Origin of the sequence: Pseudomonas knackmussii B13 (genome assembly GCF_000689415.1) — a bacterium.
GTDB lineage: Bacteria > Pseudomonadota > Gammaproteobacteria > Pseudomonadales > Pseudomonadaceae > Pseudomonas > Pseudomonas knackmussii.
This window is the reverse complement of record NZ_HG322950.1, coordinates 917,676-939,935: the sequence shown is the minus strand read 5'-3', so window position 1 is coordinate 939,935 and position 22,260 is coordinate 917,676. Positions and strand designations below refer to the sequence as shown.

At 66.8% G+C, this 22,260-nt stretch carries 25 protein-coding genes; 10 read left to right on the top strand and 15 right to left on the bottom strand.

All coding sequences use genetic code 11. The annotated features are described in order from the left end of the window. Window positions 1-48 precede the first annotated feature (48 nt). From PKB_RS04510 to PKB_RS04465, 10 genes are all read right to left on the bottom strand, one after another. Window positions 49-351 carry a ribbon-helix-helix domain-containing protein gene (locus tag PKB_RS04510; protein ID WP_043249371.1) on the bottom strand — a complete coding sequence of 101 codons (303 nt, stop codon included), beginning with the start codon at window positions 349-351 and terminating at the stop codon, window positions 49-51. 20 nt (window positions 352-371) lie between these two features. Next, a complete protein-coding gene (locus PKB_RS04505; RefSeq protein WP_043249370.1) occupies window positions 372-953 on the bottom strand; it encodes a DJ-1/PfpI family protein in 582 nt (193 codons plus the stop codon). A gap of 100 nt (window positions 954-1,053) precedes the next feature. Then, window positions 1,054-1,653 (bottom strand): DUF2846 domain-containing protein, encoded by a 600-nt coding sequence (locus PKB_RS04500; protein ID WP_043249367.1) that lies wholly within the window; start codon window positions 1,651-1,653, stop codon window positions 1,054-1,056. 83 nt (window positions 1,654-1,736) lie between these two features. Continuing rightward, on the bottom strand, window positions 1,737-3,014 hold the full coding sequence (locus PKB_RS04495; RefSeq protein WP_043249365.1) for an acyltransferase family protein: 1,278 nt from the start codon (window positions 3,012-3,014) through the stop codon (window positions 1,737-1,739). A gap of 46 nt (window positions 3,015-3,060) precedes the next feature. After that, entirely contained in the window at window positions 3,061-4,218 is a 1,158-nt protein-coding gene (locus tag PKB_RS04490; RefSeq protein ID WP_043249363.1) for a phospholipase D-like domain-containing protein, read from the bottom strand. After that, complete coding sequence (locus PKB_RS04485) at window positions 4,215-4,790, bottom strand: YceI family protein (protein ID WP_043249361.1); 576 nt, start codon at window positions 4,788-4,790, stop codon at window positions 4,215-4,217. Before PKB_RS04485 ends, PKB_RS04490 begins: the two co-directional genes overlap by 4 nt. A 118-nt stretch (window positions 4,791-4,908) precedes the next feature. Further along, window positions 4,909-5,244, bottom strand: a complete 336-nt coding sequence (locus PKB_RS04480; RefSeq protein ID WP_043249359.1) for a hypothetical protein — start codon at window positions 5,242-5,244, stop codon at window positions 4,909-4,911. Continuing rightward, entirely contained in the window at window positions 5,241-6,371 is a 1,131-nt protein-coding gene (locus PKB_RS04475) for a serine hydrolase domain-containing protein (protein ID WP_043249357.1), read from the bottom strand. The genes PKB_RS04480 and PKB_RS04475 overlap by 4 nt, the downstream gene beginning before the upstream one ends. Before the next feature lie 90 nt (window positions 6,372-6,461). Continuing rightward, complete coding sequence (locus PKB_RS04470) at window positions 6,462-7,247, bottom strand: oxygen-binding di-iron domain-containing protein (protein ID WP_043249354.1); 786 nt, start codon at window positions 7,245-7,247, stop codon at window positions 6,462-6,464. A 70-nt stretch (window positions 7,248-7,317) separates the two neighbouring features. Continuing rightward, a complete protein-coding gene (locus PKB_RS04465; RefSeq protein WP_043249352.1) occupies window positions 7,318-8,214 on the bottom strand; it encodes an acyl-CoA dehydrogenase middle domain-containing protein in 897 nt (298 codons plus the stop codon). Window positions 8,215-8,363: 149 nt separating this feature from the next. Here PKB_RS04465 and olsB point away from each other — a divergent pair, with 149 nt between their 5' ends. Beyond that, window positions 8,364-9,122, top strand: coding sequence for an L-ornithine N(alpha)-acyltransferase (gene olsB / locus PKB_RS04460; RefSeq protein WP_043249350.1), 759 nt, complete (start codon window positions 8,364-8,366; stop codon window positions 9,120-9,122). Further along, on the top strand, window positions 9,119-9,886 hold the full coding sequence (locus PKB_RS04455; protein ID WP_043249348.1) for a lysophospholipid acyltransferase family protein: 768 nt from the start codon (window positions 9,119-9,121) through the stop codon (window positions 9,884-9,886). The genes olsB and PKB_RS04455 overlap by 4 nt, the downstream gene beginning before the upstream one ends. 150 nt (window positions 9,887-10,036) lie before the next feature. On the opposite strand, the gene PKB_RS04450 is transcribed toward PKB_RS04455, so the two are convergent. After that, complete coding sequence (locus PKB_RS04450) at window positions 10,037-10,903, bottom strand: universal stress protein (RefSeq protein ID WP_043249346.1); 867 nt, start codon at window positions 10,901-10,903, stop codon at window positions 10,037-10,039. A 74-nt stretch (window positions 10,904-10,977) separates the two neighbouring features. Next, on the bottom strand, window positions 10,978-11,571 hold the full coding sequence (locus PKB_RS04445) for an acyl carrier protein phosphodiesterase (protein ID WP_043249344.1): 594 nt from the start codon (window positions 11,569-11,571) through the stop codon (window positions 10,978-10,980). A gap of 219 nt (window positions 11,572-11,790) precedes the next feature. Between PKB_RS04445 and PKB_RS04440 the strand changes: the two genes are divergently transcribed. From PKB_RS04440 to PKB_RS04430, 3 genes are read left to right on the top strand one after another with little or no spacing between them, the layout of a single operon-like run. Beyond that, window positions 11,791-12,102, top strand: a complete 312-nt coding sequence (locus PKB_RS04440) for an ArsR/SmtB family transcription factor (protein WP_043249342.1) — start codon at window positions 11,791-11,793, stop codon at window positions 12,100-12,102. A gap of 47 nt (window positions 12,103-12,149) precedes the next feature. Beyond that, window positions 12,150-13,313 carry an MFS transporter gene (locus PKB_RS04435; RefSeq protein WP_043249340.1) on the top strand — a complete coding sequence of 388 codons (1,164 nt, stop codon included), beginning with the start codon at window positions 12,150-12,152 and terminating at the stop codon, window positions 13,311-13,313. A gap of 34 nt (window positions 13,314-13,347) precedes the next feature. After that, window positions 13,348-14,397 (top strand): alkene reductase, encoded by a 1,050-nt coding sequence (locus tag PKB_RS04430; RefSeq protein WP_043249337.1) that lies wholly within the window; start codon window positions 13,348-13,350, stop codon window positions 14,395-14,397. Window positions 14,398-14,479: 82 nt separating this feature from the next. Here PKB_RS04430 and PKB_RS04425 read toward each other — a convergent pair whose 3' ends face one another. After that, window positions 14,480-15,337 (bottom strand): ATPase, encoded by an 858-nt coding sequence (locus PKB_RS04425; protein ID WP_043249335.1) that lies wholly within the window; start codon window positions 15,335-15,337, stop codon window positions 14,480-14,482. 259 nt (window positions 15,338-15,596) lie between these two features. Here PKB_RS04425 and PKB_RS04420 point away from each other — a divergent pair, with 259 nt between their 5' ends. Then, a complete protein-coding gene (locus PKB_RS04420; protein WP_043256919.1) occupies window positions 15,597-15,887 on the top strand; it encodes a hypothetical protein in 291 nt (96 codons plus the stop codon). Between the two features lie 26 nt (window positions 15,888-15,913). Here the strand turns inward: PKB_RS04420 and PKB_RS04415 are convergent, their stop codons facing one another. Both PKB_RS04415 and PKB_RS04410 read right to left on the bottom strand, forming a co-directional pair. Then, window positions 15,914-16,912 (bottom strand): NAD-dependent epimerase/dehydratase family protein, encoded by a 999-nt coding sequence (locus PKB_RS04415; protein ID WP_043249332.1) that lies wholly within the window; start codon window positions 16,910-16,912, stop codon window positions 15,914-15,916. A gap of 95 nt (window positions 16,913-17,007) precedes the next feature. Next, complete coding sequence (locus tag PKB_RS04410; protein WP_156957984.1) at window positions 17,008-17,913, bottom strand: LysR family transcriptional regulator ArgP; 906 nt, start codon at window positions 17,911-17,913, stop codon at window positions 17,008-17,010. 101 nt (window positions 17,914-18,014) lie between these two features. Here PKB_RS04410 and PKB_RS04405 point away from each other — a divergent pair, with 101 nt between their 5' ends. The 4 genes from PKB_RS04405 (at window position 18,015) to PKB_RS04390 (ending at window position 22,177) form a co-directional block, all read left to right on the top strand. Beyond that, complete coding sequence (locus tag PKB_RS04405; protein WP_043249329.1) at window positions 18,015-18,419, top strand: ACT domain-containing protein; 405 nt, start codon at window positions 18,015-18,017, stop codon at window positions 18,417-18,419. 2 nt (window positions 18,420-18,421) lie between these two features. Then, on the top strand, window positions 18,422-19,024 hold the full coding sequence (locus PKB_RS04400; RefSeq protein ID WP_043249328.1) for a LysE/ArgO family amino acid transporter: 603 nt from the start codon (window positions 18,422-18,424) through the stop codon (window positions 19,022-19,024). Between the two features lie 302 nt (window positions 19,025-19,326). After that, a complete protein-coding gene (gene sodB, locus PKB_RS04395) occupies window positions 19,327-19,908 on the top strand; it encodes a superoxide dismutase [Fe] (protein WP_043249327.1) in 582 nt (193 codons plus the stop codon). A 193-nt stretch (window positions 19,909-20,101) separates the two neighbouring features. Further along, complete coding sequence (locus PKB_RS04390) at window positions 20,102-22,177, top strand: putative bifunctional diguanylate cyclase/phosphodiesterase (protein ID WP_043256917.1); 2,076 nt, start codon at window positions 20,102-20,104, stop codon at window positions 22,175-22,177. The last annotated feature ends 83 nt before the right edge of the window (window positions 22,178-22,260 follow it).

The following is a 22,260-nucleotide window of genomic DNA, read 5'->3' as shown; positions in this document are numbered from 1 at the left end:
CGCGGTACCCGCCAACGTCATCCCCGCGAACGCGGGGACCCAATGGACTTACGCACTACGCGGCACCAGCGCCAGGTCGACGACGTTATCCCGCCGCTGCGCCAGGAACCGTGTGCAGCTCACCCGCAGGAAGGAGGCGAAGTTGACCACCTCCCCACGGTACTCCATGACCTCGTCGTAGAGCTTGGTGATCAGCTGGTTGGTGGTCATCCCGTCGACCTCGGCGATCTCCCGCAGGATGTCCCAGAACTGGTTCTCCAGGCGCAGCGTGGTGACCACGCCCCGGATGCGCAGCGAGCGCGAACGCGACTCGTAGAGGATGGGATCGGCCTTGACGTAGAGCTCGCACATGGTCTGCCTCCGCGCCTGGGTTACAGGCTGATCTTGGTGCCGAGCACTTCGAGGAATTTCGCCAGCCAGGCCGGATGTGCGGGCCAGGCCGGGGCGCTGACCAGGTTGCCGTCGACGTGCGCCGCGTCTACCGGGATGTCCACGTACTCGCCGCCGGCCAGGCGCACTTCCGGACCGCAGGCCGGATAGGCGCTGCACGAACGGCCCTTGAGCACGCCGGCCGCGGCCAGCAGCTGGGCGCCATGACAGACCGCAGCGATGGGTTTCTTCGCGGCGTCGAAGGCTTTCACCAGCTCGATCACCTTGGCGTTCAGGCGCAGGTATTCGGGGGCACGGCCACCGGGGATCAGCAGCGCGTCGTAGTCCTCCGCGCGTACGCCGGCGAAGTCGGCGTTCAGGGCGAAGTTGTGCCCGGGCTTCTCGCTGTAGGTCTGGTCGCCCTCGAAATCGTGGATGGCGGTGCGCACCGACTGCCCCGCCTTCTTGTCCGGGCAGACGGCATGCACAACGTGCCCGACCATCTGCAGCGCCTGGAACGGCACCATGGTTTCGTAGTCTTCGGCGTAGTCGCCGACCAGCATCAGGATCTTCTTCGCGGCCATCGCTCGTTTCCTCCGGCAAAGCCCATCGGGGCTATTCAGGTTAGCCGGATTATCCGCCGCGTTCCGCCACGCCGGGTAATAGACCGCTACTACAAGCCACTCAGATGCCGACCTTGTCCAGCGCCTGGCCGACACCCTGCCAGAAGCGCGCCTGTTGCCGCACCTCGTAGCCGCTGGCGGCGATCTGCGCGGGCGCCTGGATCTGCCGGGTGTGCTGGATCTCGCTTTCGCCGGTCTTCGGATCGACCAGCTGCAGCGGCCCGTCGCCTTCGCTGTGGGCGTGCTTGGCGGGAACCCGGTCCTCGTCGTAGCGCAGGTAGTAGACGCCACCCGGCTTGGCTTCGAGCATGAAGCTGGCGATGCGGGTGAAGTCCAGCGGGCCGTCGGCGAAGAAGGTCCAGAAGCTGCCGAACAGCGGCCGGCGCATCTCCAGCTTGAAGCTGCCGGGCTCGAACTCCAGGGCCAGGTAGCCATTGCTCGGCAGGCTGCCGATCAGTTCGTTGTTGAGGAACAGCCCCGGTGCTTCCAGCTCCTCGTCGGCCCACTTGTTCTGCGGGCGGTACAGGTAGACCACCGCGTGCCGGGCGTCGGCCGCCTGCAGGGCAACGAACGGCTGGCCGTCGACGGCGCCGAAGAAGGCGCCGTGGGAGCTGCATCCGGCGAGCGCCAGCAACAGGACGGCCAGGAGCGATCGGAACATGGTCTTCCCCTTCCAGTGGTCATGCGGCGAGCATAACCAGCGCCCTCCGCCCTGCCCCCCGCCAAAAGTCCGGGCGGCGCCGCTCAGGGCAAGGTAACGGGGCGCGCGGGCGACTGTGCCGGTAACAGGTGGCGTATCAACCACTTGCGCAACGGCACCACCAGGCGCTCCTGGAACAGCAGGCAGCTGACCACCATGAACAGCAGGAACAGCGGGTAGAGCCACAGCGACAACTGCTGCTGGGTCGCCGCGGTGACGCAATACGCCCAGTCGGCCAGGCAATCGCCCGGTGCGCGGATCAGCTTCTCGCCGCGCGAGAACAGGGTGAACAGCGGCACATGCAGTGCGAACAGCGACAGCGAGGCGGCGCCCAGGCGCGGCGACCAGTGCTGCAGGCGCCAGCTGCGCGGGTCCGGCGCCAGCGCTGAGAGGTACACCAGCACGAGTTGCGACGGCAGCAACAGGCCGTTGTGCAGCAGGTAGTACCACTGCTGGTTGCCCTGGGTGTAGAGGTAGTCGGCGACGAGGAAGTTGGCCAGGACGAAGCCACCTAGCGCCAGCACCGTTGCAGGGCTCAGGAGGCGCCCGGCGTCCTTGTGCTCGCGGAACAGCCCGTAGACGAGGATGCCGCAGAGGAATTCCGGCAGCCGCAGCAGCGGATTGCGGTGGATCAGGCCGGTCCAGGGAATGCCGTAGGCCTCGTTCAGCAGCAACACGGCTGGCGGGAGCAGGTACAGCACCCAGATCACCAGCAGCGCCCGTGGCTTGTTGACCACGCGCATCAGCCGTGGCCCGACGAAGGGGAAGCAGAGATAGAAGAAGAACAGCGTCGACAGCGACCAGAGCGGCGCGTTGAAGGTCAGGTACAGCGGGTTCCAGGCGTGCAGCATGGTCAGTTGGAGAATGCTGTTGAGCATCAACTCGCGGTCGCTCATCCAGTGATGGAACAGCAGCGGCTGGATGCGCCCGAGCTGCTCGTGGGTGTCGTAGACCACGAAGCGCGGGGTCGCCTGGTCGAGATCCGGGCCAATGCCCAGGTTGCTGATCAGCCAGAGCACGCCGATGGTCAGCAGGATCGAGCAGATGTGGATCGGGTAGAGGTTGGAGAATCGCTTGGTGAAGAAGCTGCGCGGGCTTTCCCGCAGGTGCCCGTCGGTGACGTAGACATGGGCGAGGAGGAAACCGGAAAGCACGAAGAAGGTGCTGGTGGCGAAGAAGCCGAGGCTGGTCAGCTCGTCCAAACCACGGAACTTCTGCTCCGCCGGGTAGGCGTGCAGGGTGTGGTAGATCACCACGTACAGGCCGAGCAGGAAGCGCAACCACTCCAGCCCGATGAATCTTTCCTTACGGGGTTTGCTCACGAACCCTCTCCTTAATATGTCGATCGCCGGCCGGTCCGGCCCCGACTCAACGGCGGCGGTCGAGGAAGTTCACCACCAGGCGGTCGAGCCATCCCCACAGGCGCTGGTGCAGGCGCATCCACAGGGAACGCGAGTGCCAGAGCGGAATGTCGATTTCACGGCTGTCGGCAAAGTCGGCGATCAGGCAATCGGCCACCGCAGCGGTGAATTCGCCATCGAGTACCTCGATATTGGCCTCCAGATTGAAGCGAAGGTTCCAATGATCGAAGTTGCACGAACCGACACTGGCCCAGTCGTCGACCAGCGCCACTTTCATATGCAAGAAGCGTGGCTGGTACTCGAAGATCCGGATCCCGGCACGCAGCAGGCGCGGGTAATAGCGTTGGCCAGCATAGCGCACGGGGGCGTGGTCGGTGAGGCGGCCGGTCAGCAACAGGCGCACCTCGACACCCCGCCGCGCAGCCTTGCGCAGGGCTCGGCGAACCTTCCAGGTCGGCAGGAAGTACGGCGTCGCCAGCCAGATGCGCTGCTTGGCGTTGTTCAGGTTGCGTACCAGCGAGCGCAGGATGTCACGGTGCTGGCGCGCGTCGGCGTAGGCCACCCGCCCCAGACCCTGGCCGCCATTGGGCGTCGGAGGTAGGCGTTGCGGCGCAATCGCCTTGCGCGGCCGCCAGGCGCGCGGTTGCAGGCAGGCCTGCCACTGGCGTTCGAAAAGCGTCAGCCAGTCCTGGCTCACCGGCCCCTGCATCTGCACCATGACTTCGTGCCAGGCGCTGCGGTTGTCCGGCACCGACCAGAACTCGTCGGTCGCACCGGTGCCGCCGACGAAGGCCAACCGCCGGTCGACCAGTAGCAGCTTGCGGTGATCGCGGTGCAGGTTGCGCCAGCCGGCGCGCCACAGCAGTGGGTTGTACAGGCGCAGCTCGCCACCGGCATCCAGCAGGCGGCGGCGCCAGGTGCTGCCCAGACGCAGGCTGCCGAAACCGTCGAACAGGCAGCGTACCGTCACACCACGCTCGCGGGCGGCGAGCAACGAATCCAGCAAGCGCTCGGCGCAACTCCCGCCTTCGACCAGGTACAACTCGAGATCGACCTGTTCCTGGGCGGTTTCGATGGCCTCCAGCATGCGCGGGAAGAAATTTTCTCCATCGCAGTGCAAGGCGAACTGGTTGCCACTGCGCCAGGGAAAGACCGACCCGCTCATCGTTCGGCGAAGATCAGCACGGCGCCGACCGGCACCGACAGGCCGATGCTCTTCAGCCCGGCGAGTTGGCGCAGGCGCTCGACGCCCGGAGCCAGGCCGAAGTCGCCGAGCTGCAGGATCAGCGGAGACAGGGTCACCACCTGGAAACGTCGCGCGTCGAGGCGCGTTACCAGCACCTCGGCGCGATAGGCGTGGCTGGCGCCATGCAGTTCCAGGCGCAGCGGCAGGGTCATTTCCAGTTGCGCGCCGCTGGCCAGGCCGAGGATCGGGCCCAGGTCGAGGTGCGCGGTCACGGTCGCTTCGGGGAAGCGTGCGACCTCGAACAGGTTTTCCTTCAGGCGTTCGTCGCGCAGCGGCACACCGCTCTGCACCGAATCCAGTTCGATGCGCAGGCTGGCCTGGCCCTTTTCGTCGACGTTGCCGTGCATCACCAGGAAGCGGTTGTTCTCGGCGCCACCGGCGTCGCGGCTGCTGATGAAACCGAGCCGCGAGGACTCGTAGTCGAGGTACCAGGCCGCCTGGGCCGGTGCGGCCAGGCAGGCGCTGGCGATCAGGGGGAACAACGCGCGCATGGGAGCCCTTGTGCTCGAAGAACTGTCACAAACGATAACGGCCGCCAGCGGAGTTGCAAGGGGCCGGATGCGTTTGGACAGGCGGGCGGCGCCAGGGTTGCACCGGCCCGCCGTTTCCTTATTGCGCCAGGGCGTCCGCCTGGGGCAACAGACGGCAGCCTTCGCGCGGGCTGATCCAGGCAGCGGTCTGGGTGCTGCCCAGGCCGCGCGCCGTCACGCGTTTTTTTGCCGCATCGTCGAAGAACGCGCTGGTCGACACGTACTGCTTCGTATAGCCCTGGCAGTACTCGGCGCTGTTGTTCATGACGTAGCGGCAGGAGCAGTACTCCTTGGCCGTGTAGGCGCCGATGATCGGCGGGAAGGAAGCCAGGTGCGTGCGGTTGGCGAAGGCCCAGGCGGACAGCCCGAGCAGGAGCAACAGCAGCAGGCTGAGCAGCGGATGACGGCGGATCATGGCTTCACCTCCGGCGCGGCGAAGGCCGCCAGGGCCCGCTTGAGGAAGTCGTCGTGGCGATAGGTGCCGTCGCGGTCGTCGGCGTAGCGGACGATCACCAGCCTCTGGTCAGGCAGCACGTACATGGCCTGCCCCCAGTGGCCGAGGGCGGCGAAGGTGGTTTCCGGAGCACTCGGCCAGGGCGTGCGCGCGCCGGCCAGGGTGCGGTTCAGCCACCACTGGCCACCCGGCACCGCCTCATCTTCTTCGCCCTTGGCTGCGCGGTAACGCGGGAACGGCGTAAGGACGAACTGCATCCACGCCTGCGGCAGCAACTGGCGATCCTTCCAGCGCCCGCCACGCTCCATCAGCAGGCCGATGCGGGCGAGATCGCGGGCGCTCATGTAGGCGTAGGACGAGCCGACGAAGGTGCCGCTGGCATCGCGCTCCCAGACCGCCGAGCGGATGCCCAGCGGATCGAACAGCGCGGTCCAGGGGTAATCGGCGTAGGCCTGCTCGCCGACCATCTGCTTGAGGCTGGCGGCCAGCACGTTGCTGTCTCCACTGGAATAGCGGAAGCGCGTGCCGGGCACCGCGTCCAGCGGGAAGCTGGCGGCGAAGCCGGCCATGTCGTCGCGGCCGCGGGTGTAAAGCATCGCCACCACCGAGGATTTCAGCGGCGCGTATTCGTAGTCCTCCTCCCAGGCCAGGCCCGAAGCCCAGTTGAGCAGGTGGCGCATGCTCACGTCCGGGTGGCTGGCGAAGGGCGCGAAGTGCGTGGCCACAGGGTCGTCGATCTGGAAGCGGCCTTCGCCGAAGGCCACGCCAAGCACGCTGGCCATGATGCTCTTGCTCATCGACCAGGCCAGGTGCGGCGTCTCGGCCTTGGTAGGGCCGGCGTAGCGTTCGTAGATGAGCTTGCCATCGCGGATCACCACCACGGCGTCAGTGCGCACGCCCTTGCGGGTGGCATCGTCGCGCTGCGGGAAGGCGTAGTCCTCGAAGGCTTTCACGGCCGCGCCAGAGGGCGCAGGGCCACGCGCCCAATCGGCGTCGGGCCAGGTTTGCGCGGCGGACGCGGCGAAGCTGCACAGGCTCAGCGCCAGAGCGGCGCCTGGCAGCAGGGTGCGCAAGGAAGGAATGGGCATCGGCGGGCCTCTTGTTGTCGGACCGCCGGAACCCTAGCACGCGGGCGATGAACGGATTAAGCGCCGATCACGCCGTTGTGCAGGACCAATTCAGCGCGGCACCTGGTAGTCCTCCGGACCGAGCAGGTCGAGGCCGCACTCCAGCCGTTCGATCCAGTCGAGGAAGGCGTCGATCATCGGCCGACCGACGAAGGGCCGACCGTGCTGCGGGACAATCATCTCCAGGTCCAGCCCGCGGACCATCTTCGCCCACAGCCGGCACGCCTTGTTGCCGGCCATGTAGCGGCGGTGGAAACCGGTCATGTACTGCAGGTGGGCGTTGAAGTCCTGCACCGGTGCGGCATCGTCGACCAGGGAGGCGCCCATGTCGCCGGAGAAGAGGATGCGGCTCACCGGATCGTAGAGCTGGAAGTTGCCCACCGAGTGCAGGAAGTGCGCGGGCAGCAGCTTCAGCTGGCAGCGGCCGAGGTTCACCAGCTGCCCGCGGTCGGGCACGGCGATGATCCGGTCGTAGGTGGAGATGCCGTGGCTGACCGCCAGGTAGTTGGCCGTCAGGTGCGGCAGGAAGCGCGCCCAGAGCTTGGAGCAGAGCACCTTGGCGCGGGTGTGCAGCAGCCACTTGTCCAGCGCGGCGATGATGTCCGGATCCTGGTGCGAGGCGAAGATGTAGTCGAGGTCCTGCAGCGGGAACAGTTTCGACAGTTCCAGCGACAACGGCGTGTAGGTCAGGTCGCCGCCCGGATCGAGCAGCAGATATTGCTCGTGGTCGACGATGAGGAACTGGTTGGTCTGCACGCCTTCGCCGCTGACGAGGTCGTCGAAGCACAGGCATTTATGGGTGCCGTTGTCGAACAGCACGATGGGGTCGCGACGCATGGAGCTTCCTGCAAGGCATGCCGGTGGGCGGCGGAATGTCGCGCAGGTTACTGGGCCGGACCCGTAGCGCTTACTGACGTGGATCAACCCCCAGTGCGCTCCAGGCCTTGTCCAGTCGCTTGGCGCGGGCGCTGCCACCGAGCGCGAGCACGCCACGGTCGCGCTTCCATAGCGCGGCCCAGGGCTGCGGACCGGCGTCGATGGCGGCGTCCAGCGCCGGCGCCAGCGCGTCGAACTGGGCGAACAGACCGCCCAGCAGCACATGGGTTTCCGAGGCCGAGGCAGGATGCCGGACGACTTCTGCGCAGCCGGCGAGCAGCCCGGCCAGGCGCAGCGACAGCTCGCGCGGCCAGCCGCTGTCCAGTGCGACGCCATACAGCCAGGCGAGCATGGCGGCCATCACATGGAGGTCTTCGAGGGTGCGGAAGGGTTTGGCGTAGGCGTCCCAGCCATCTCCGGGCAAACGCTCGCAATGGGCACCGTCGAGGACCAGCCGGGCATGCGGGATATCGGGAATCAGCGGCAGCGCCGGCAGCGGCTCCAGGCGCGCGCCGGGAGCGCCTGCGAGCACCACGGTCATTGCCAGGCGCGGCTCCGCGCCGGGGGCTTCGTCGCGCGCCGCGACCAGCCACCAGCCGGCGCTCTCTGCGGCGGTGGCGAAGTCCTTGCGACCGTGCAGGGTCAGGCCGTCGAGGCGCGTGGCCAGGTCCGCCGGGCGCAGCCGCTTGCCCTCGGTGACGCAGAGCGCGCCCAGGCTCGCCGGTGCAGCCGGCCAAAGCGCACGCAATGCCGCCTGGTAGCCACCGAGAAAAGCCAGGCCGGGCGTGCCCGCCAGGCGACCGGCGAGGACCGCCAGTTCGAGCGTGCTTGCGCCCTGACCGCGCATGAGCAGTTCGCAGTACCAGTCCTCCAGGGACAGACCGGCGGGCAGCCGTTCGAGCGGGCCGAGCAGGCGATTCCAAAGCATCGGGGATTCCTCTTCGTGCGGGCGGCGTTGAATGTCATACAAGCATCACGCCAACGTCATGGACGTGACACCGCCTCTTCCTAGCCTGAGCTTGCACAACAAAGGCGACCGGCCGCAACCCGCATGGCCGGCCCCACGGAGGCTCACGCATGACCCAGATCGCCCGCTCCAGCGACACCCCGAGCGAACGCCGCCTGAAAGCCGTCCGCCTGTACGGCGAAGCCGCTCTGCGCGAAGCCCAGGCGCTGCGCTACCGAGTCTTCAGCACCGAGTTCGACGCCCGCCTGAACGGCGCGGAGCTTGGCCTGGACATGGACGACTACGACCGTCACTGCCAGCACATCGGCGTGCGCGACGAGAACAGCGGCGCCCTGGTCGCCACCACGCGCCTGCTCGACCACCGCGCCGCCGAACGCCTCGGGCGCTTCTACAGCGAAGAGGAATTCCACCTCGACGGCCTGGGCGACCTGCAGGGCCCGGTGCTGGAGATCGGCCGCACCTGCGTCGACCCGGCCTACCGCAACGGCGCCACCATTGCCGTGCTCTGGGGCGAACTGGCCGAAGTGCTCAACGAAGGCGGTTATCGCTACCTGATGGGTTGCGCCAGCATCCCCATGCGCGATGGCGGCCTGCAGGCGCACGCGGTGATGCAGCGTCTGCGCGATCGCTACCTGTGCCAGGAAAACCTGCGCGCCGAGCCGAAGACCCCGCTGCCGGCCGGCCAGGAAGTCCCGGAAAACCTCACCGCCGAACTGCCGCCGCTGCTCAAGGCCTACATGCGCCTGGGCGCGAAGATCTGCGGCGAGCCCTGCTGGGACCCGGATTTCCAGGTCGCCGACGTGTTCATCCTGCTCAAGCGCGACGAGCTGTGCCCGCGCTACGCCCGGCACTTCAAGGCGGCCGTATGATGCGCTGCTACCTGCGGATCGCCCGCCTGCTCGGCGTGCTCGGCCTCGGTGTCGTGCTCGGTGCCTGGGTTGCGCTGCTCGAACGCCTGCCCGGCTACGACTGGACCTTCCTGCGCCAGGGCCTGACCCGCTGGTGGCTGGCTCGCCTGCGCCGCGCCCTGCCCTTCCGCATCCGCGTGCATGGCGAGCTGCCGGGCGAAACGGCGCTCTGGGTCAGCAACCATGTGTCCTGGGTCGACATTCCCCTGCTCGGCGCGCTGGCGCCGATGACCTTCCTGTCCAAGGCCGAAGTGCGCCAATGGCCGGTGGCCGGTTGGCTCGCCGAGAAGGCCGGCACGCTGTTCATTCGCCGCGGCTCGGGCGACAGCGCGAACCTCGGCCAGCAGATCGCCGGCGCACTGATGATGGGTCGTTCGACGCTGATCTTCCCGGAAGGCACCACCACCGACGGTAGCGGCCTGCGCACCTTCCATGGGCGCCTGCTGTCCGGCGCCATCGACGCCGGCGTGCCGTTGCAGCCGGTCGCCCTGCGCTACCTGCGCAATGGCGAACCCTGCAACCTGGCGCCCTTCATCGGCGACGACGACCTGCTCAGCCACCTGCTGCGGCTGTTCCGCAACGACCGCGGCACGGTGGAAATCCACCTGCTCGAACCGTTGCCGAGCTTCGGGCGCAGCCGTGCGCAGCTGGCTCAACAGGCGCGCGCAGCCATCGGTCAGGTGATCTACGGGGAAGTCGCGCAGCCGCTGGAAATGGCTGCCTGAGAGAAGAATCGAACCTGCCGCGCACCACGGCGGGCAGGTTCTGCCCCGATCCAGGCCACGGAAGGCCGGTCATCGACTGGAAAGAAAGCGCCCGCCTTGCAGCGGGCGCTGTGCTTTCCGGGCAACGACGGACGATTCCGCAGCGCCGAATCAATCGCCGGCTAGCGGCGGCACGACCAGGATGTCGCAATCCAGTTCGCGCAGGGCGTAGTCGGCAACACTGCCGATCAGTGCTCGCTTGATCCCGCCCATCCCCCGGGTTCCCATCACCAGCAGGTCCGGCCGATGCTTGCCGACCATGCGCTCGAGCACATTGCCCGGCAGGCCGACCGCGACCAGTTGCTCGTCGATCAGGGGCTCCAGTTGTTGCTCACGGATGAACGCCTTGAGCTCGTCCACCGCCTGCCGAGTCTCGGTGCCGACGAACTCGTCGATGCGCTCCTCGCTGACGCCCGAGTACTGCATCATGCCCTTGGCCAGCGGGCTGAAGGCATAGACGCCACGGCACACCGCCCCCTGCAGCAGACCCAGGCGTTCGGCGACGTGCACCGCATTGGCCGAAGCGGGCGACGTGTCCAGCGCCAGCAGCAGGTCGCGGTAGTCGCGCTCGGCCGGCTGGTTGACCATCAGCACCGGCAGCCGACCGCTGCGCAGCACGCGTTCGACCGTGGTGCCGACGAAGATGTCGCGCAGCAGGCTCTTGCGATGGCTGCCCACCAACAGCAGGTCGGCATCCTCTTCCAGCGCGCAGGCGACGATCTTCTGGTTCGGATCGCCCACCTCGACACGGATGCGCGGGCAACTGCCACCCAGGGTGGTCAGCTCGACCAGACGCGCTTCGAGGATCAAGCGCACCTGGGTGCCTTCCTGCTCGACCAGGTTCGTGGGCTGGTCCTCATCCACCACGTGAAGCAGGGTCCACGGGCAACCGAAGCGCTTGGCCAGCGCGGCCCCTCGCTGCAGAGCTTTCTCCGAGCGTTGGGACAGGTCCGTGGCAATCATCAATGATCTCAACATGCTCCACCTCCTCTTTCCGTCGTCGAGGGTTATTGCATCTCTTCTGCGCCTGCGGTCGCTTGATGCATATCAAGTCATGGTCGATCCGCGGCGAAATCCTCCAGCGTCCGCACATGCGCCAGCAGCGCCGGGTAGAACTCGCGGAAATCCACGCTGAGCGGCTCGTACAGTCCCTGCAGCTCGCCCCAGGCGCCATCCAGCAGCGCCGGCCGCGACAGGCGCCGGGCCATGCCCTGCACCACGTCCTGCAGCACGACGAAGTCGCGATAGCTGCCCAGCCAATCCTGCGCGGCCATGCGCGGGGCGATGCGCGCCAGGCGCTCGGGCAATGCCGGCGTACGGCTCAATACACCATAGACGCGCCCGGTGAACGCATTCAGCGGCTCGTCGCTGAACTGCTCCCAGTCACGCGCCAGGCAATGGTCGAAAAAGACGTCCAGCAGCACCCCGGCCATGCGCCGCCGCTCGCTGGGGAAGCGCGCCTTGGCGGCGTGGATCAGCGGATGGGTATCGGTGAAGGCATCGATGCGCCGATGCAGCCGGATGGCAGCCTCGATGTCAGCCGGCCAGGCCCCGGCGAGCGGTCCCTTGACGAAATCGCCGTAGAGGCTGCCGAGCAATTGGGCGGGTTGCGAGCCGCCGAGATGGAGGTGGGCTAGGTAGTTCATGGGCCGAGCTTAGCGCGAATGTAGGAAATCGTCGTAGGAGCGAGCTTGCTCGCGAACAGCTCTGGTCCAAAGAGCTTCGCGAGCAAGCTCGCTCCTACAGACTGCCTTGTCGATGGCTACTATCAAGCGGGTCGATGATCAGTATCGGCCCAAACGAATTCATATCGTTTTTCTCCGATATATAGTTCGTTCCCAAGCGATACACACGAAGCCCCCGACATGAACGACACGCCCGACTTCGACGAGATCTTCAAGGCCCTGGCCCACCCGGTGCGGCGCGACATCCTGCGCTGGCTGAAGGACCCGGAGCGCTTCTTCGACGAACAGGAGCACCAGCCGTTCGACATCGGGGTCTGCGCCGGGAAGATCGACCAGCGCACCGGGCTGTCGCAATCCACCGTCTCGGCGCATCTGGCCACCCTCCAGCGCGCCGGCCTGGTGACCAGCAGAAAAGTCGGCCAGTGGCACTTCTTCAGACGCAACGAAGAAACCATCCAGGCCTATGTCCGCCATCTGAGCGAAGCGCTGTAACTACAGCCAACTGCCTACACATCCCACTCGTTTCCAGGAGCAGGCGCATGCCTACATCGCTTCTCGTCCTCGCCTTGTCCGCGTTTGCCATCGGCACCACGGAATTCGTCATCATGGGCCTGCTGCCCGATGTCGCTGGCGACCTCGGCGTATCCATTCCCACCGCCGGCTGGCTGGTCAGCGGCTATGCCTTCGGCGTCGCCATCGGCGCGCCGATCATGGCGCTGCTCACCGCCAAGCTGCCGCGCAAGCGTGCCCTGCTGATGCTCATGGGCGTGTTCATCCTCGGCAACCTGCTCTGCGCCGTCGCCGCCGGCTACGACATGCTGATGCTGGCGCGCATCGTCACCTCGCTCTGCCACGGAGCCTTCTTCGGCATCGGCTCGGTAGTCGCCGCCAGCCTGGTGCCGGCCAACCGCAAGGCCTCCGCTGTAGCCCTGATGTTCACCGGTCTGACCCTGGCCAACGTGCTAGGTGTGCCGCTGGGCACCGCCCTCGGCCAGGCCGCCGGCTGGCGCTCGACCTTCTGGGTGGTCACCGGCCTCGGCGTACTCGCCCTGATCGGCCTGTGGCGCGTCCTGCCGGCCGGTCACGACGAAGAAGCGGTCGACCTGCGCCAGGAGGCAGCGGCCCTGCGCAGCGGCTCGCTGTGGCTGGCGCTGGGCACCACCGTGCTGTTCTCCGCCGCGGTCTTCGCCCTCTTCACCTACGTCGCACCGCTGCTCGGTGACGTCACCGGCGTATCGCCGCGCGGCGTGACCTGGACCCTGGTGCTGATCGGCCTGGGCCTGACCTTCGGCAACATCCTCGGCGGCCGCCTGGCGGATTGGCGCCTGGGCACCACCCTGGCCGGCGTGTTCGCTGCCATGGCGGTGGTCTCGGCAGTGCTCAGCTGGACCAGCCATTCGCTGCTCGCCGCGGAAATCACCCTGTTCATCTGGGCCGCGGCCGCCTTCGCCGCCGTACCGGCCCTGCAGGTCAACGTGGTGCGTGTCGGCCAGGCCGCACCGAACCTGGTAGCCACCCTGAACATCGGCGCCTTCAACGTCGGCAACGCCGTCGGCGCCTGGGTCGGCGGCAGCGTCATCGACCACGGCCTGGGCCTGACCCGCGTGCCGCTGGCCGCCGCCGTCCTCGCTGTACTCGCGCTGATCGCCGTGATGTTCGCCTTCAGCGGCAAGCCCAACCAAGCACAACCCGTTCTCGACTGAACCCAACGCACACCCCGTACCGGAGCATCCCCCAATGACTACGCTCTTCGACCCGATCCAACTTGGCGACCTGCAACTGCCCAACCGCATCATCATGGCCCCGCTGACCCGTTGCCGCGCCGACGAAGGCCGCGTGCCCAACGCGCTGATGGCCGAGTACTACGCGCAGCGCGCCGATGCCGGCCTGATCCTCAGCGAAGCCACCTCGGTGACCCCGCTGGGCGTCGGCTACCCCGACACCCCCGGCATCTGGTCCGACGACCAGGTGCGTGGCTGGAGCAACGTGACCAAGGCGGTCCACGCCAACGGCGGCCGCATCATGCTGCAGCTTTGGCACGTCGGCCGTATCTCCGACCCGCTGTACCTGAACGGCGAAACCCCGGTGGCGCCGAGCGCCATCAAGCCGGCCGGCCACGTCAGCCTGGTGCGCCCGGTGAAGGAGTTCGTCACCCCGCGCGCCCTTGAGACCGAAGAGATCGCCGACATCGTCGAGGCCTACCGCCAGGGCGCCGAGAACGCCAAGGCCGCCGGCTTCGACGGCGTGGAGATCCACGGCGCCAACGGCTACCTGCTCGACCAGTTCCTGCAGAGCAGCACCAACCAGCGCACCGACCAGTACGGTGGCTCGGTCGAGAACCGCGCGCGCCTGCTGCTGGAAGTCACCGATGCCGCCATCGAGGTCTGGGGCGCCGGTCGCGTCGGCGTGCACCTGGCGCCGCGCATGGACTCCCACGACATGGGCGACTCCGATCCGCTGGGCACCTTCGGCTACGTGGCCCGCGAGCTGGGCAAGCGCGGCGTGGCCTTCATCTTCACCCGCGAGAAGGAAGGCCCGGACAGCATCGGCCCGAAACTGAAGGAAATCTTCGGCGGCCCGTACATCGCCAACGAGCGCTTCACCAAGGCCAGCGCGAGCGAATGGCTGGCCAGCGGCAAGGCCGACGCGGTGTCCTTCGGCATCCCGTTCATCGCCAACCCGGACCTGGTCACCCGCCTGCGCACCGACGCGCCGTGGAACGAGCCGCGCCCGGAAACCTTCTACGCCAAGGGCGCGGTCGGTTACCTGGACTACCCGCGCCTGTAAGCGGCGGCACTAGCCCATAAAGAGAAAGGCCCCCGGTTGCCAGGCAATCGGGGGCCTTTTCAATTCAGCGCTCAGTCAGCGTTTACTGCGCCTGGCCACCCGTGAGCTGGCGCTGCAGGTTCTGCACCTGCGCCTGCAAGGTGTTGATGTTGCGCATCACCTGACTGCGGAAGGCATCGAACTCGGCAGTGCTGGCGCCCTGCGCGTTCTGCTTGGGCTGGCTTTCAACTTCGCTGCGCAGCACCAGCAGGTCGTCCTGGATGCTCTTGATCGACTCGGCCTGGTTGCCCTGCTTCTTCAGCGCGGCGACTTCGCTGCTAAGACTCTTGATCTGCTCGTTGGCGCTGGCCAGGTCACCCTGCAGGCCCTTGACCTTGCCCTGCTCGTCCGAAAGCGCCTTGAGCTTGGCGTCAAGCTGTGCGATCAGTTGCGCGGCGCTTTGCTGTTGAGCCTTGAGCTCGTTACCGAGCTGGTCGAGACGCTTGGCCTGCTGGCCGTCGATCTGGGTCAGCGATGCCTGCTGCTGGCGCGCCTGTTCGCTGAGCTTGCCCTGCAGCTGCTTGACCTGCAGCTTGAGCTGTTCGCGGTCGGCGGTGACCGACGACTCGCTGGAAACGAACTTGCCGCGGATGTCGTCCAGGCGCCCGGAGGCTTCTTCGCTGATCTTGGCGAAGCTCTCCTGGGTGGCGATCAGTTGCTGCTCCATCAGCGTCAGCTGCTGGTGGCTCCACCAGGCCACGCCGCCCAGGGCGATGGCCATGGCCGCGACGAGTGCCCACAGCGGACCGGTGCTGCCGCCGCGCGGCTTGGGCTCGGGCGCAAGGCGCTTGCCATCGGACTCGTAGACGCGACGCGGATGGTGGTCGAACTCCTCGCGGTCGGCGGCATCGGTGGTCAAGCTGGGAACATTGTCGAATTCGTCGAACGTATCGTTACGCATGGAAAGAACCTGTGGGGAAGCGGCTTGGCGCCTGCGCAGGAGCGCAGTATATCCGTTCGCGCCGACGCCATGGCATCGCGCCATCGGGGAGCGCGGCGCACCGTGGCGGCGCGTTTTCGCAGCGGCACAGACCACGGCGCAGGCCCGGAGGTTCCCGCCAGACCGCGAAAACACTGGCCACTAGACACTATGGCATATGCCTTGCTCCGCCTCCTTGCCGGCGCCACAGGGGCGCTATCTGCGGGGAGGGAGTTGGGTGATCGAATTCAACAAGGCCATCCTGGACTGCATGCGCGAACTGCGCCGCCGTCTGCGCGAAGAACAGGCGCTGGACATCCAGTTCCAGCAAACCGATGCCGTTACGCTGATGCTGCGTGCCTGCGAGACCTCCGCCCAGGAGAGCACCCGCGAGCTGGGCCAGCGCTTGAGCGAACTCAGCGGCGTAAGACTGTCGCGGGTGGTGCAGGAGCCGAGCTTCCTGCCTACGCAGGGCGGCAGCGAGCAACAGTATTCGGGGCCGCTGCGCGGGGGCGCCCGCGCTTCGAGGTAGGTGTATCGGCGTATAACCGCGAACGGTTATACGCCCTGCGCCCCCTTCTGTTTCCACCAGTCGCAGAACTCGTCCAGCGCATCCCACAGGCTGGCGCGCGGGTCGTAGTCGAGGAACTGCCGGGCGCGGCTGATATCCAGGCTGAAGTCCTTGGCCAGCACCGCCATGCCCATGCGCGTCAGGGTCGGCTCCGGTCGGCCGGGCTTGAGGTAGCTGACGCCTTCGCTGATAGCCGCCACCGTGTACGCCAGCGGGTATGGCATGTGTCCTTTCACAGGTGGTAGATCGAGGCGGCGCAGCACGTAATTGACGACATCCCACAGCGGAATCGGCTGGCCGTTGCTGATGTTGTAGGCCTGGCCGAGTGCCGGCCCGGTGGCCAGCAGCGCGCTGAACAGGGCGTCGTTGAGGTTCTGGATGCTGGTGAAATCGACCTTGTTCAAGCCGTTGCCGATGACCTTCAGCTTGCCCTTGCGCTGCGCCGCGATCAGCCGCGGGAAGATGCTGGTGTCGCCGGCGCCGGTGACGAAGCGCGGACGCAGCGCCAAGACCTCCAGGCCGAACTCGGCGGCGCCGAGGGCGACTTTCTCGGACTCGTACTTGGTCGAGCCGTAGTGGTTGGCGAAGCGGGTCGGCACCTGCGCCTCGGTGATACCGACATGCGCCTGGCCATCGAAATAGATCGAAGGGGAAGACAGGTGCACCAGGCGCCGCACGCCCTGCTTCAGACAGGCTTCGACGATGGATTCGGTCATCACCACGTTGGCCTGGCGGAACGACTCCAATGGCCCCCACACGCCGACCGCGCCGGCACAATGCACAACCGCGTCCACTCCCGCGCATAGCTGGCGCACCAGTGCCGGGTCGTTCAGGTCGCCCGGCATGAACTCCGCGCCGCGCTTGACCAGGGGCTCCAGCGCCTCGGCACGGCGGCCGTTGACCCGCACCGCCAGGCCTTGCTCCAGGGCGAAACGAGCGAAACGTCCACCGATGAACCCGCTGGCTCCGGTCACCAGAATCTTCATGCACGCACCCCCTTGTATTTGTTGTGCGCCGAATCTAGCAGGCCGCAGGCTCCATGACTCTGGCCGCGCACGCCAGATCGACGTCCTTGCGAGCCTCAATCGCCAGCGATGGGCACCAGTTGCTCGGGCGCATGGCGCAGCAGGTGGTCGGTGAGCGCACCGAGCAATTCGCCGCCATTGCGCCAGTGGTGCCAGTAGAGCGGCACGTCGATCACCCGCCCCGGCAGCAAGTCGACCAACTCGCCACGCGCCAGCTCGCCGCGAACCTGCTGTTCGGGAACCAGGCCCCAGCCGAGATCGCCGCAAGTCATGCGCACGAAGCCCTCCGAAGAAGGGCACAGGTGATAAAGGAAGCGTCCATCCACGCCCAACTCGGCCAGGTAGCGGTGCTGCAATTGGTCGTCCGGGCCGTAGACGATGGCCGGTGCCCGTAGCAGGGCCTCGGGGCGCACGCCGTCGGGGAAATGCCGGGCAATGAAAGCCGGGCTGGCCAGGCCGCGATAGCGCATGGCGCCCAGCGCTTCGCTGCGTGCTCCAGCTACAGGTCGCGGACTGCCGCAGACGCAGCCGGCCACTTCGCCCGCACGCATGCGCTTGAGGCCGACTTCCTGGTCTTCCACCACCAGGTCGAGCAACACCCGCCGCTCGGCGCAAAAGGCGCCGACCGCACCGGCCCACCAGGTCGCCAGGCTGTCGGCGTTCAATGCCAGGCGCAGGCGCTCGGGCGAGCCGCCTTCGTCCAACGCCGGCACCCATTGCTGCAGATCGCCTTCGAGCAAACGCACCTGCTGCACATGGTTGAGCAGGCGGCGCCCCAACTCCGTCGGTTGCGGCCGCGCCGCACGCACCAGCACCGGCTGGCCGACGCGCGCTTCAAGCAGCTTGATCCGTTGCGAAATGGCCGACTGCGACAACCCCAGCGCCTGGGCGCCCCGCTCGAAACCGCCCTGCTCCACCACGGCGGCGAGCGCCGCCAGCAACTTGTAGTCGAACATGATCAGAATTCCTAATGCGTCATAACCATGATTCGTTTTTCTTATACAGACGAACCCCTCAGACTGGCCAGCATTCCCGCTCGATAGCCCCTGAAGGAGCCGCTCCCATGGCTGGCGAAACCTCCCTTTCCGCGCTGCTGCGCGAAATGAAGCCGGTGCTCAATCCCGGCGAATACGTGTTCTGCACCCTGCCCGGCACGCAGATACCAGCCGACGCCGAAGTGATCGGCAGCTTCCGCGAGCGCGAAGGACTGACGCTGATCCTCCCTCGCGCCGAGGCCGAGCGCCTGGACCTGGCCTACGACTACGTCGCCGCCTGGCTGACCCTCGAAGTGCATTCGGCGCTTCAGGCCGTGGGGCTGACCGCTGCCGTCGCCGGCGCGCTCGCCGAGGCAGGGATCAGCTGCAATGTCATCGCCGGCTACTTCCACGATCACCTGTTCGTCGCCCACCGCGACGGCGCGCCGGCCGTCGAAGTGCTGCGGCGCCTGTCCGCCGAAGAGAGGGCCTGAACATGTGGCAGAGCTACCTGAACGGGCTGCTGATGGCAGCAGGGCTGATCATCGCCATCGGCGCGCAGAACGCCTTCGTCCTGGCGCAGAGCCTGCGTCGCGAGCATCACCTGTCGGTGGCCCTGCTCTGCGTGCTGTGCGACGCCATCCTGGTCAGCGCCGGGGTGTTCGGCCTGGCGCGGATCCTGGCGGAGAACCCTACGCTGCTCGCCATCGCGCGCTGGGGCGGCGTGATCTTCCTCGTCTGGTACGGGTTCAAGGCGCTGCACCGCGCCCTTTCCCCCCAGGCCATGGCCGAAGCCAGCGAAACCGGGCCACGCTCGCGCCGCGCAGTGCTGATGGCGGCGCTGGCGGTGACCTTGCTGAACCCGCACGTGTACCTCGATACCGTACTGCTGATCGGCTCCCTCGGCGCCCAGCAGGCCGCGCCCGGCGCCTACGCCATGGGTGCCGCCAGCGCCTCGCTGCTGTGGTTCTTCACCCTCGCCCTCGGCGCCGCCTGGCTCTCGCCCTGGCTGGCGCGGCCGACCACCTGGCGCCTGGTCGACCTGATGGTCGCGGTGATGATGCTGGGCATGGCCAGCCAGTTGGTGCTCGCCAACTGAACACGGCGGGCACACGCACGACGCTTTGTCATGCTTGCCCGCCGATACTTCGCGAATGCCACGCAAGGCCGCTGCCGGGGCGTTTGCCCCTACAGTTGCTGCGTGGATATGCCGGGGGGCCGGTGCTATGATCCGACGTTCGCGGCGCCAGCTAGCTAGGCCGGCTGGACGCACCCGGCGCGCACTTCGCTCATCGTTGCGGAGCGCTACGCACGGATGCCGCGACACCCACCGAACCGGCCCCGTGTACCGGTCGCGCGTTCGCCGCGCTAGCCCAGACCTGAGGAAGAAGGAGAGACACCATGGCTTTCGAATTGCCGCCGCTGCCTTACGCGAAGAATGCCCTTGAGCCGCACATTTCGGCGGAAACCCTGGAATACCACCACGACAAGCACCACAACACCTACGTCGTGAACCTGAACAACCTGGTCCCCGGCACCGAATTCGAAGGCAAGAGCCTGGAAGACATCGTCAAGACCTCTTCCGGCGGCATCTTCAACAACGCGGCCCAAGTGTGGAACCACACCTTCTACTGGAACTGCCTGAGCCCCAACGGCGGTGGCCAGCCCACCGGCGCCCTGGCTGATGCCATCAACGCCGCCTTCGGTTCCTTCGACAAGTTCAAGGAAGAGTTCACCAAGACTTCCGTCGGCACCTTCGGTTCCGGCTGGGGCTGGCTGGTGAAGAAGGCCGACGGCTCCCTGGCCCTGGCCAGCACCATCGGCGCCGGCTGCCCGCTGACCAGCGGCGACACCCCGCTGCTGACCTGCGACGTATGGGAACACGCCTACTACATCGACTACCGCAACCTGCGTCCGAAGTACGTAGAAGCGTTCTGGAACCTGGTGAACTGGGACTACGTAGCGCAGAACTTCGCTGCCTGATACCTTCACTGCTCCAGCGGAAACCCGGCCCTGTGCCGGGTTTCTGTTTTCTGCACCGGCGCGACCGCTGTCAGCTAACCTGAAAGTCGACGTCGTCAAGAAAACATGTGATGGCCCTTTGACGTCAAAGCGCCGTTTGCCAATACTCAGACCAGTCTCTCGCCGGATGGCGATGCACAAGGAAAGCAGCACCTTGAAACTGGACCCCCGGCACCGACTCTCACTGAAGCTGCTGCGCGTAGTTCTGCTCGCGGCGTTGGTGGTCGGCGTCGTCCTGAGTTGCGCACAGATCGTCTTCGATGCCTACAAGGCCCGCCAGGCCGTGCATTCCGATGCCCAACGCATCCTGGCCATGGTCCGCGACCCCTCGACCCAGGCGGTCTACAGTCTCGACCGCGACATGGCGATGCAGGTCCTCGAAGGCCTGTTCCAGCACGAGGCCGTGCGCTATGCCGCCATCGGCCACCCCGACGAACCCATGCTGGCGGAGAAGTCCCGCCCGCTGCTGGACAGCCCGACCCGCTGGCTCACCGACCCCATCCTCGGCCCCGAGCAGCACTATTCGATCCGCCTGGTCGGCCGCGGCGACCCGGGCGAGTACTACGGCGACCTGAAGATCACCCTGGACACCGCCCCCTACGGCCAGGACTTCGTCGTCACCTCGATCATCATTTTCATCTCCGGCATTCTCCGCGCCCTGGCCATGGCCCTGGTGCTGTTCCTGGTCTACCACTGGCTGCTGACCAAACCGCTCTGGCGGATCATCGACAACCTGTCGAGCATCAACCCCGACCGCCCCGGCGAGCACAAGCTGCCCATGCTTCAAGGCCACGAGCAGAACGAGCTCGGCCTGTGGATCAACACCGCCAACCAGTTGCTGGAATCCATCGAGCGCAACGGCCACCTGCGCCGCGAAGCCGAGGACAGCCTGCTGCGCATCTCCCAGTACGACTTCCTCACCGGCCTGCCGAACCGCAAGCTGCTGCAGCAGCGCCTGGACCAGATCCTCTCCGACGCCGGCCGCCTGGAGCACCGCGTGGCCGTGCTGTGCCTGGGCCTGGACGACTTCAAGGGCATCAACGAGCAGCACGGCTATCAGTTCGGCGACCAGTTGCTGATCGCCCTCGCCGACCGCCTGCGCGCCCACAGCGCCAATCTCGGCGCCCTGGCTCGCCTGGGCGGCGACCAGTTCACCCTGATCCAGGCCGACATCGAGCAACCCTACGAGGCGGCGGAACTGGCGCAACGGATCCTCGACGACCTCGAGCAGCCCTTCCAGCTCGACCAGCAGTCGGTCCAGCTGCGCGCCACCATCGGCATCACCCTCTACCCCGAAGACGGCGAGAGCACCGAGAAGCTGCTGCAGAAAGCCGAGCAGACCATGACCCTGGCCAAGACTCGCTCGCGCAACCGCTACCAGTTCTACATCGCCAGCGTCGACAGCGAGATGCGCCGCCGCCGCGAGCTCGAGAAGGACCTGCGCGACGCCCTGTCCCGCGACGAATTGCACCTGGTCTACCAACCGCAGGTGGACTACCGCGACCACCGGGTGGTCGGCGTCGAGGCCCTGCTGCGCTGGCAGCACCCGACCCAGGGCTGGGTCGCACCGGACCTGTTCATCCCGCTGGCGGAGCAGAACGGCAGCATCTTCGCCATCGGCGAGTGGGTGCTCGACCAGGCCTGCCGGCAACTGCGCGAATGGCATGACCAGGGCTTCGACGACCTGCGCATGGCCGTCAACCTGTCGACCATCCAGCTACGCCACAGCGCCCTGCCGCGCGTGGTCAGCAACTTCCTGCAGATCCACCGCCTGCCGCCGCGCTCACTGGAACTGGAAGTCACCGAAACCGGCCTGATGGAAGACATTTCCACCGCCGCCCAGCACCTGCTCAGCCTGCGCCGCGCCGGCGCACTGATCGCCATCGACGACTTCGGTACCGGCTACTCCTCGCTCAGCTACCTGAAGAGCCTGCCGCTGGACAAGATCAAGATCGACAAGAGCTTCGTGCAGGACCTGCTGCAGGACGACGACGACGCCACCATCGTCCGCGCCATCATCCAGCTCGGCAAAAGCCTCGGCATGCAGGTCATCGCCGAAGGCGTGGAGACCGTCGAGCAGGAGGCCTACATCATCGCCCAGGGTTGCCACGAGGGTCAGGGTTACCTCTACAGCAAGCCGCTGCCCGCCCGCGAGCTGACCCTCTACCTGAAGCAGGCGCGACGCCTGGCCGAAGCCGCCGGAAGCCCCCCCTCCATCGAACGACGCTGATCCCTGCCGGCCAGTGGCATGGCCAAACGCAATTGTGGCTTTTCAAAAATGCAAATCTTTCGCATTATGTTGCCGCTTTCGTT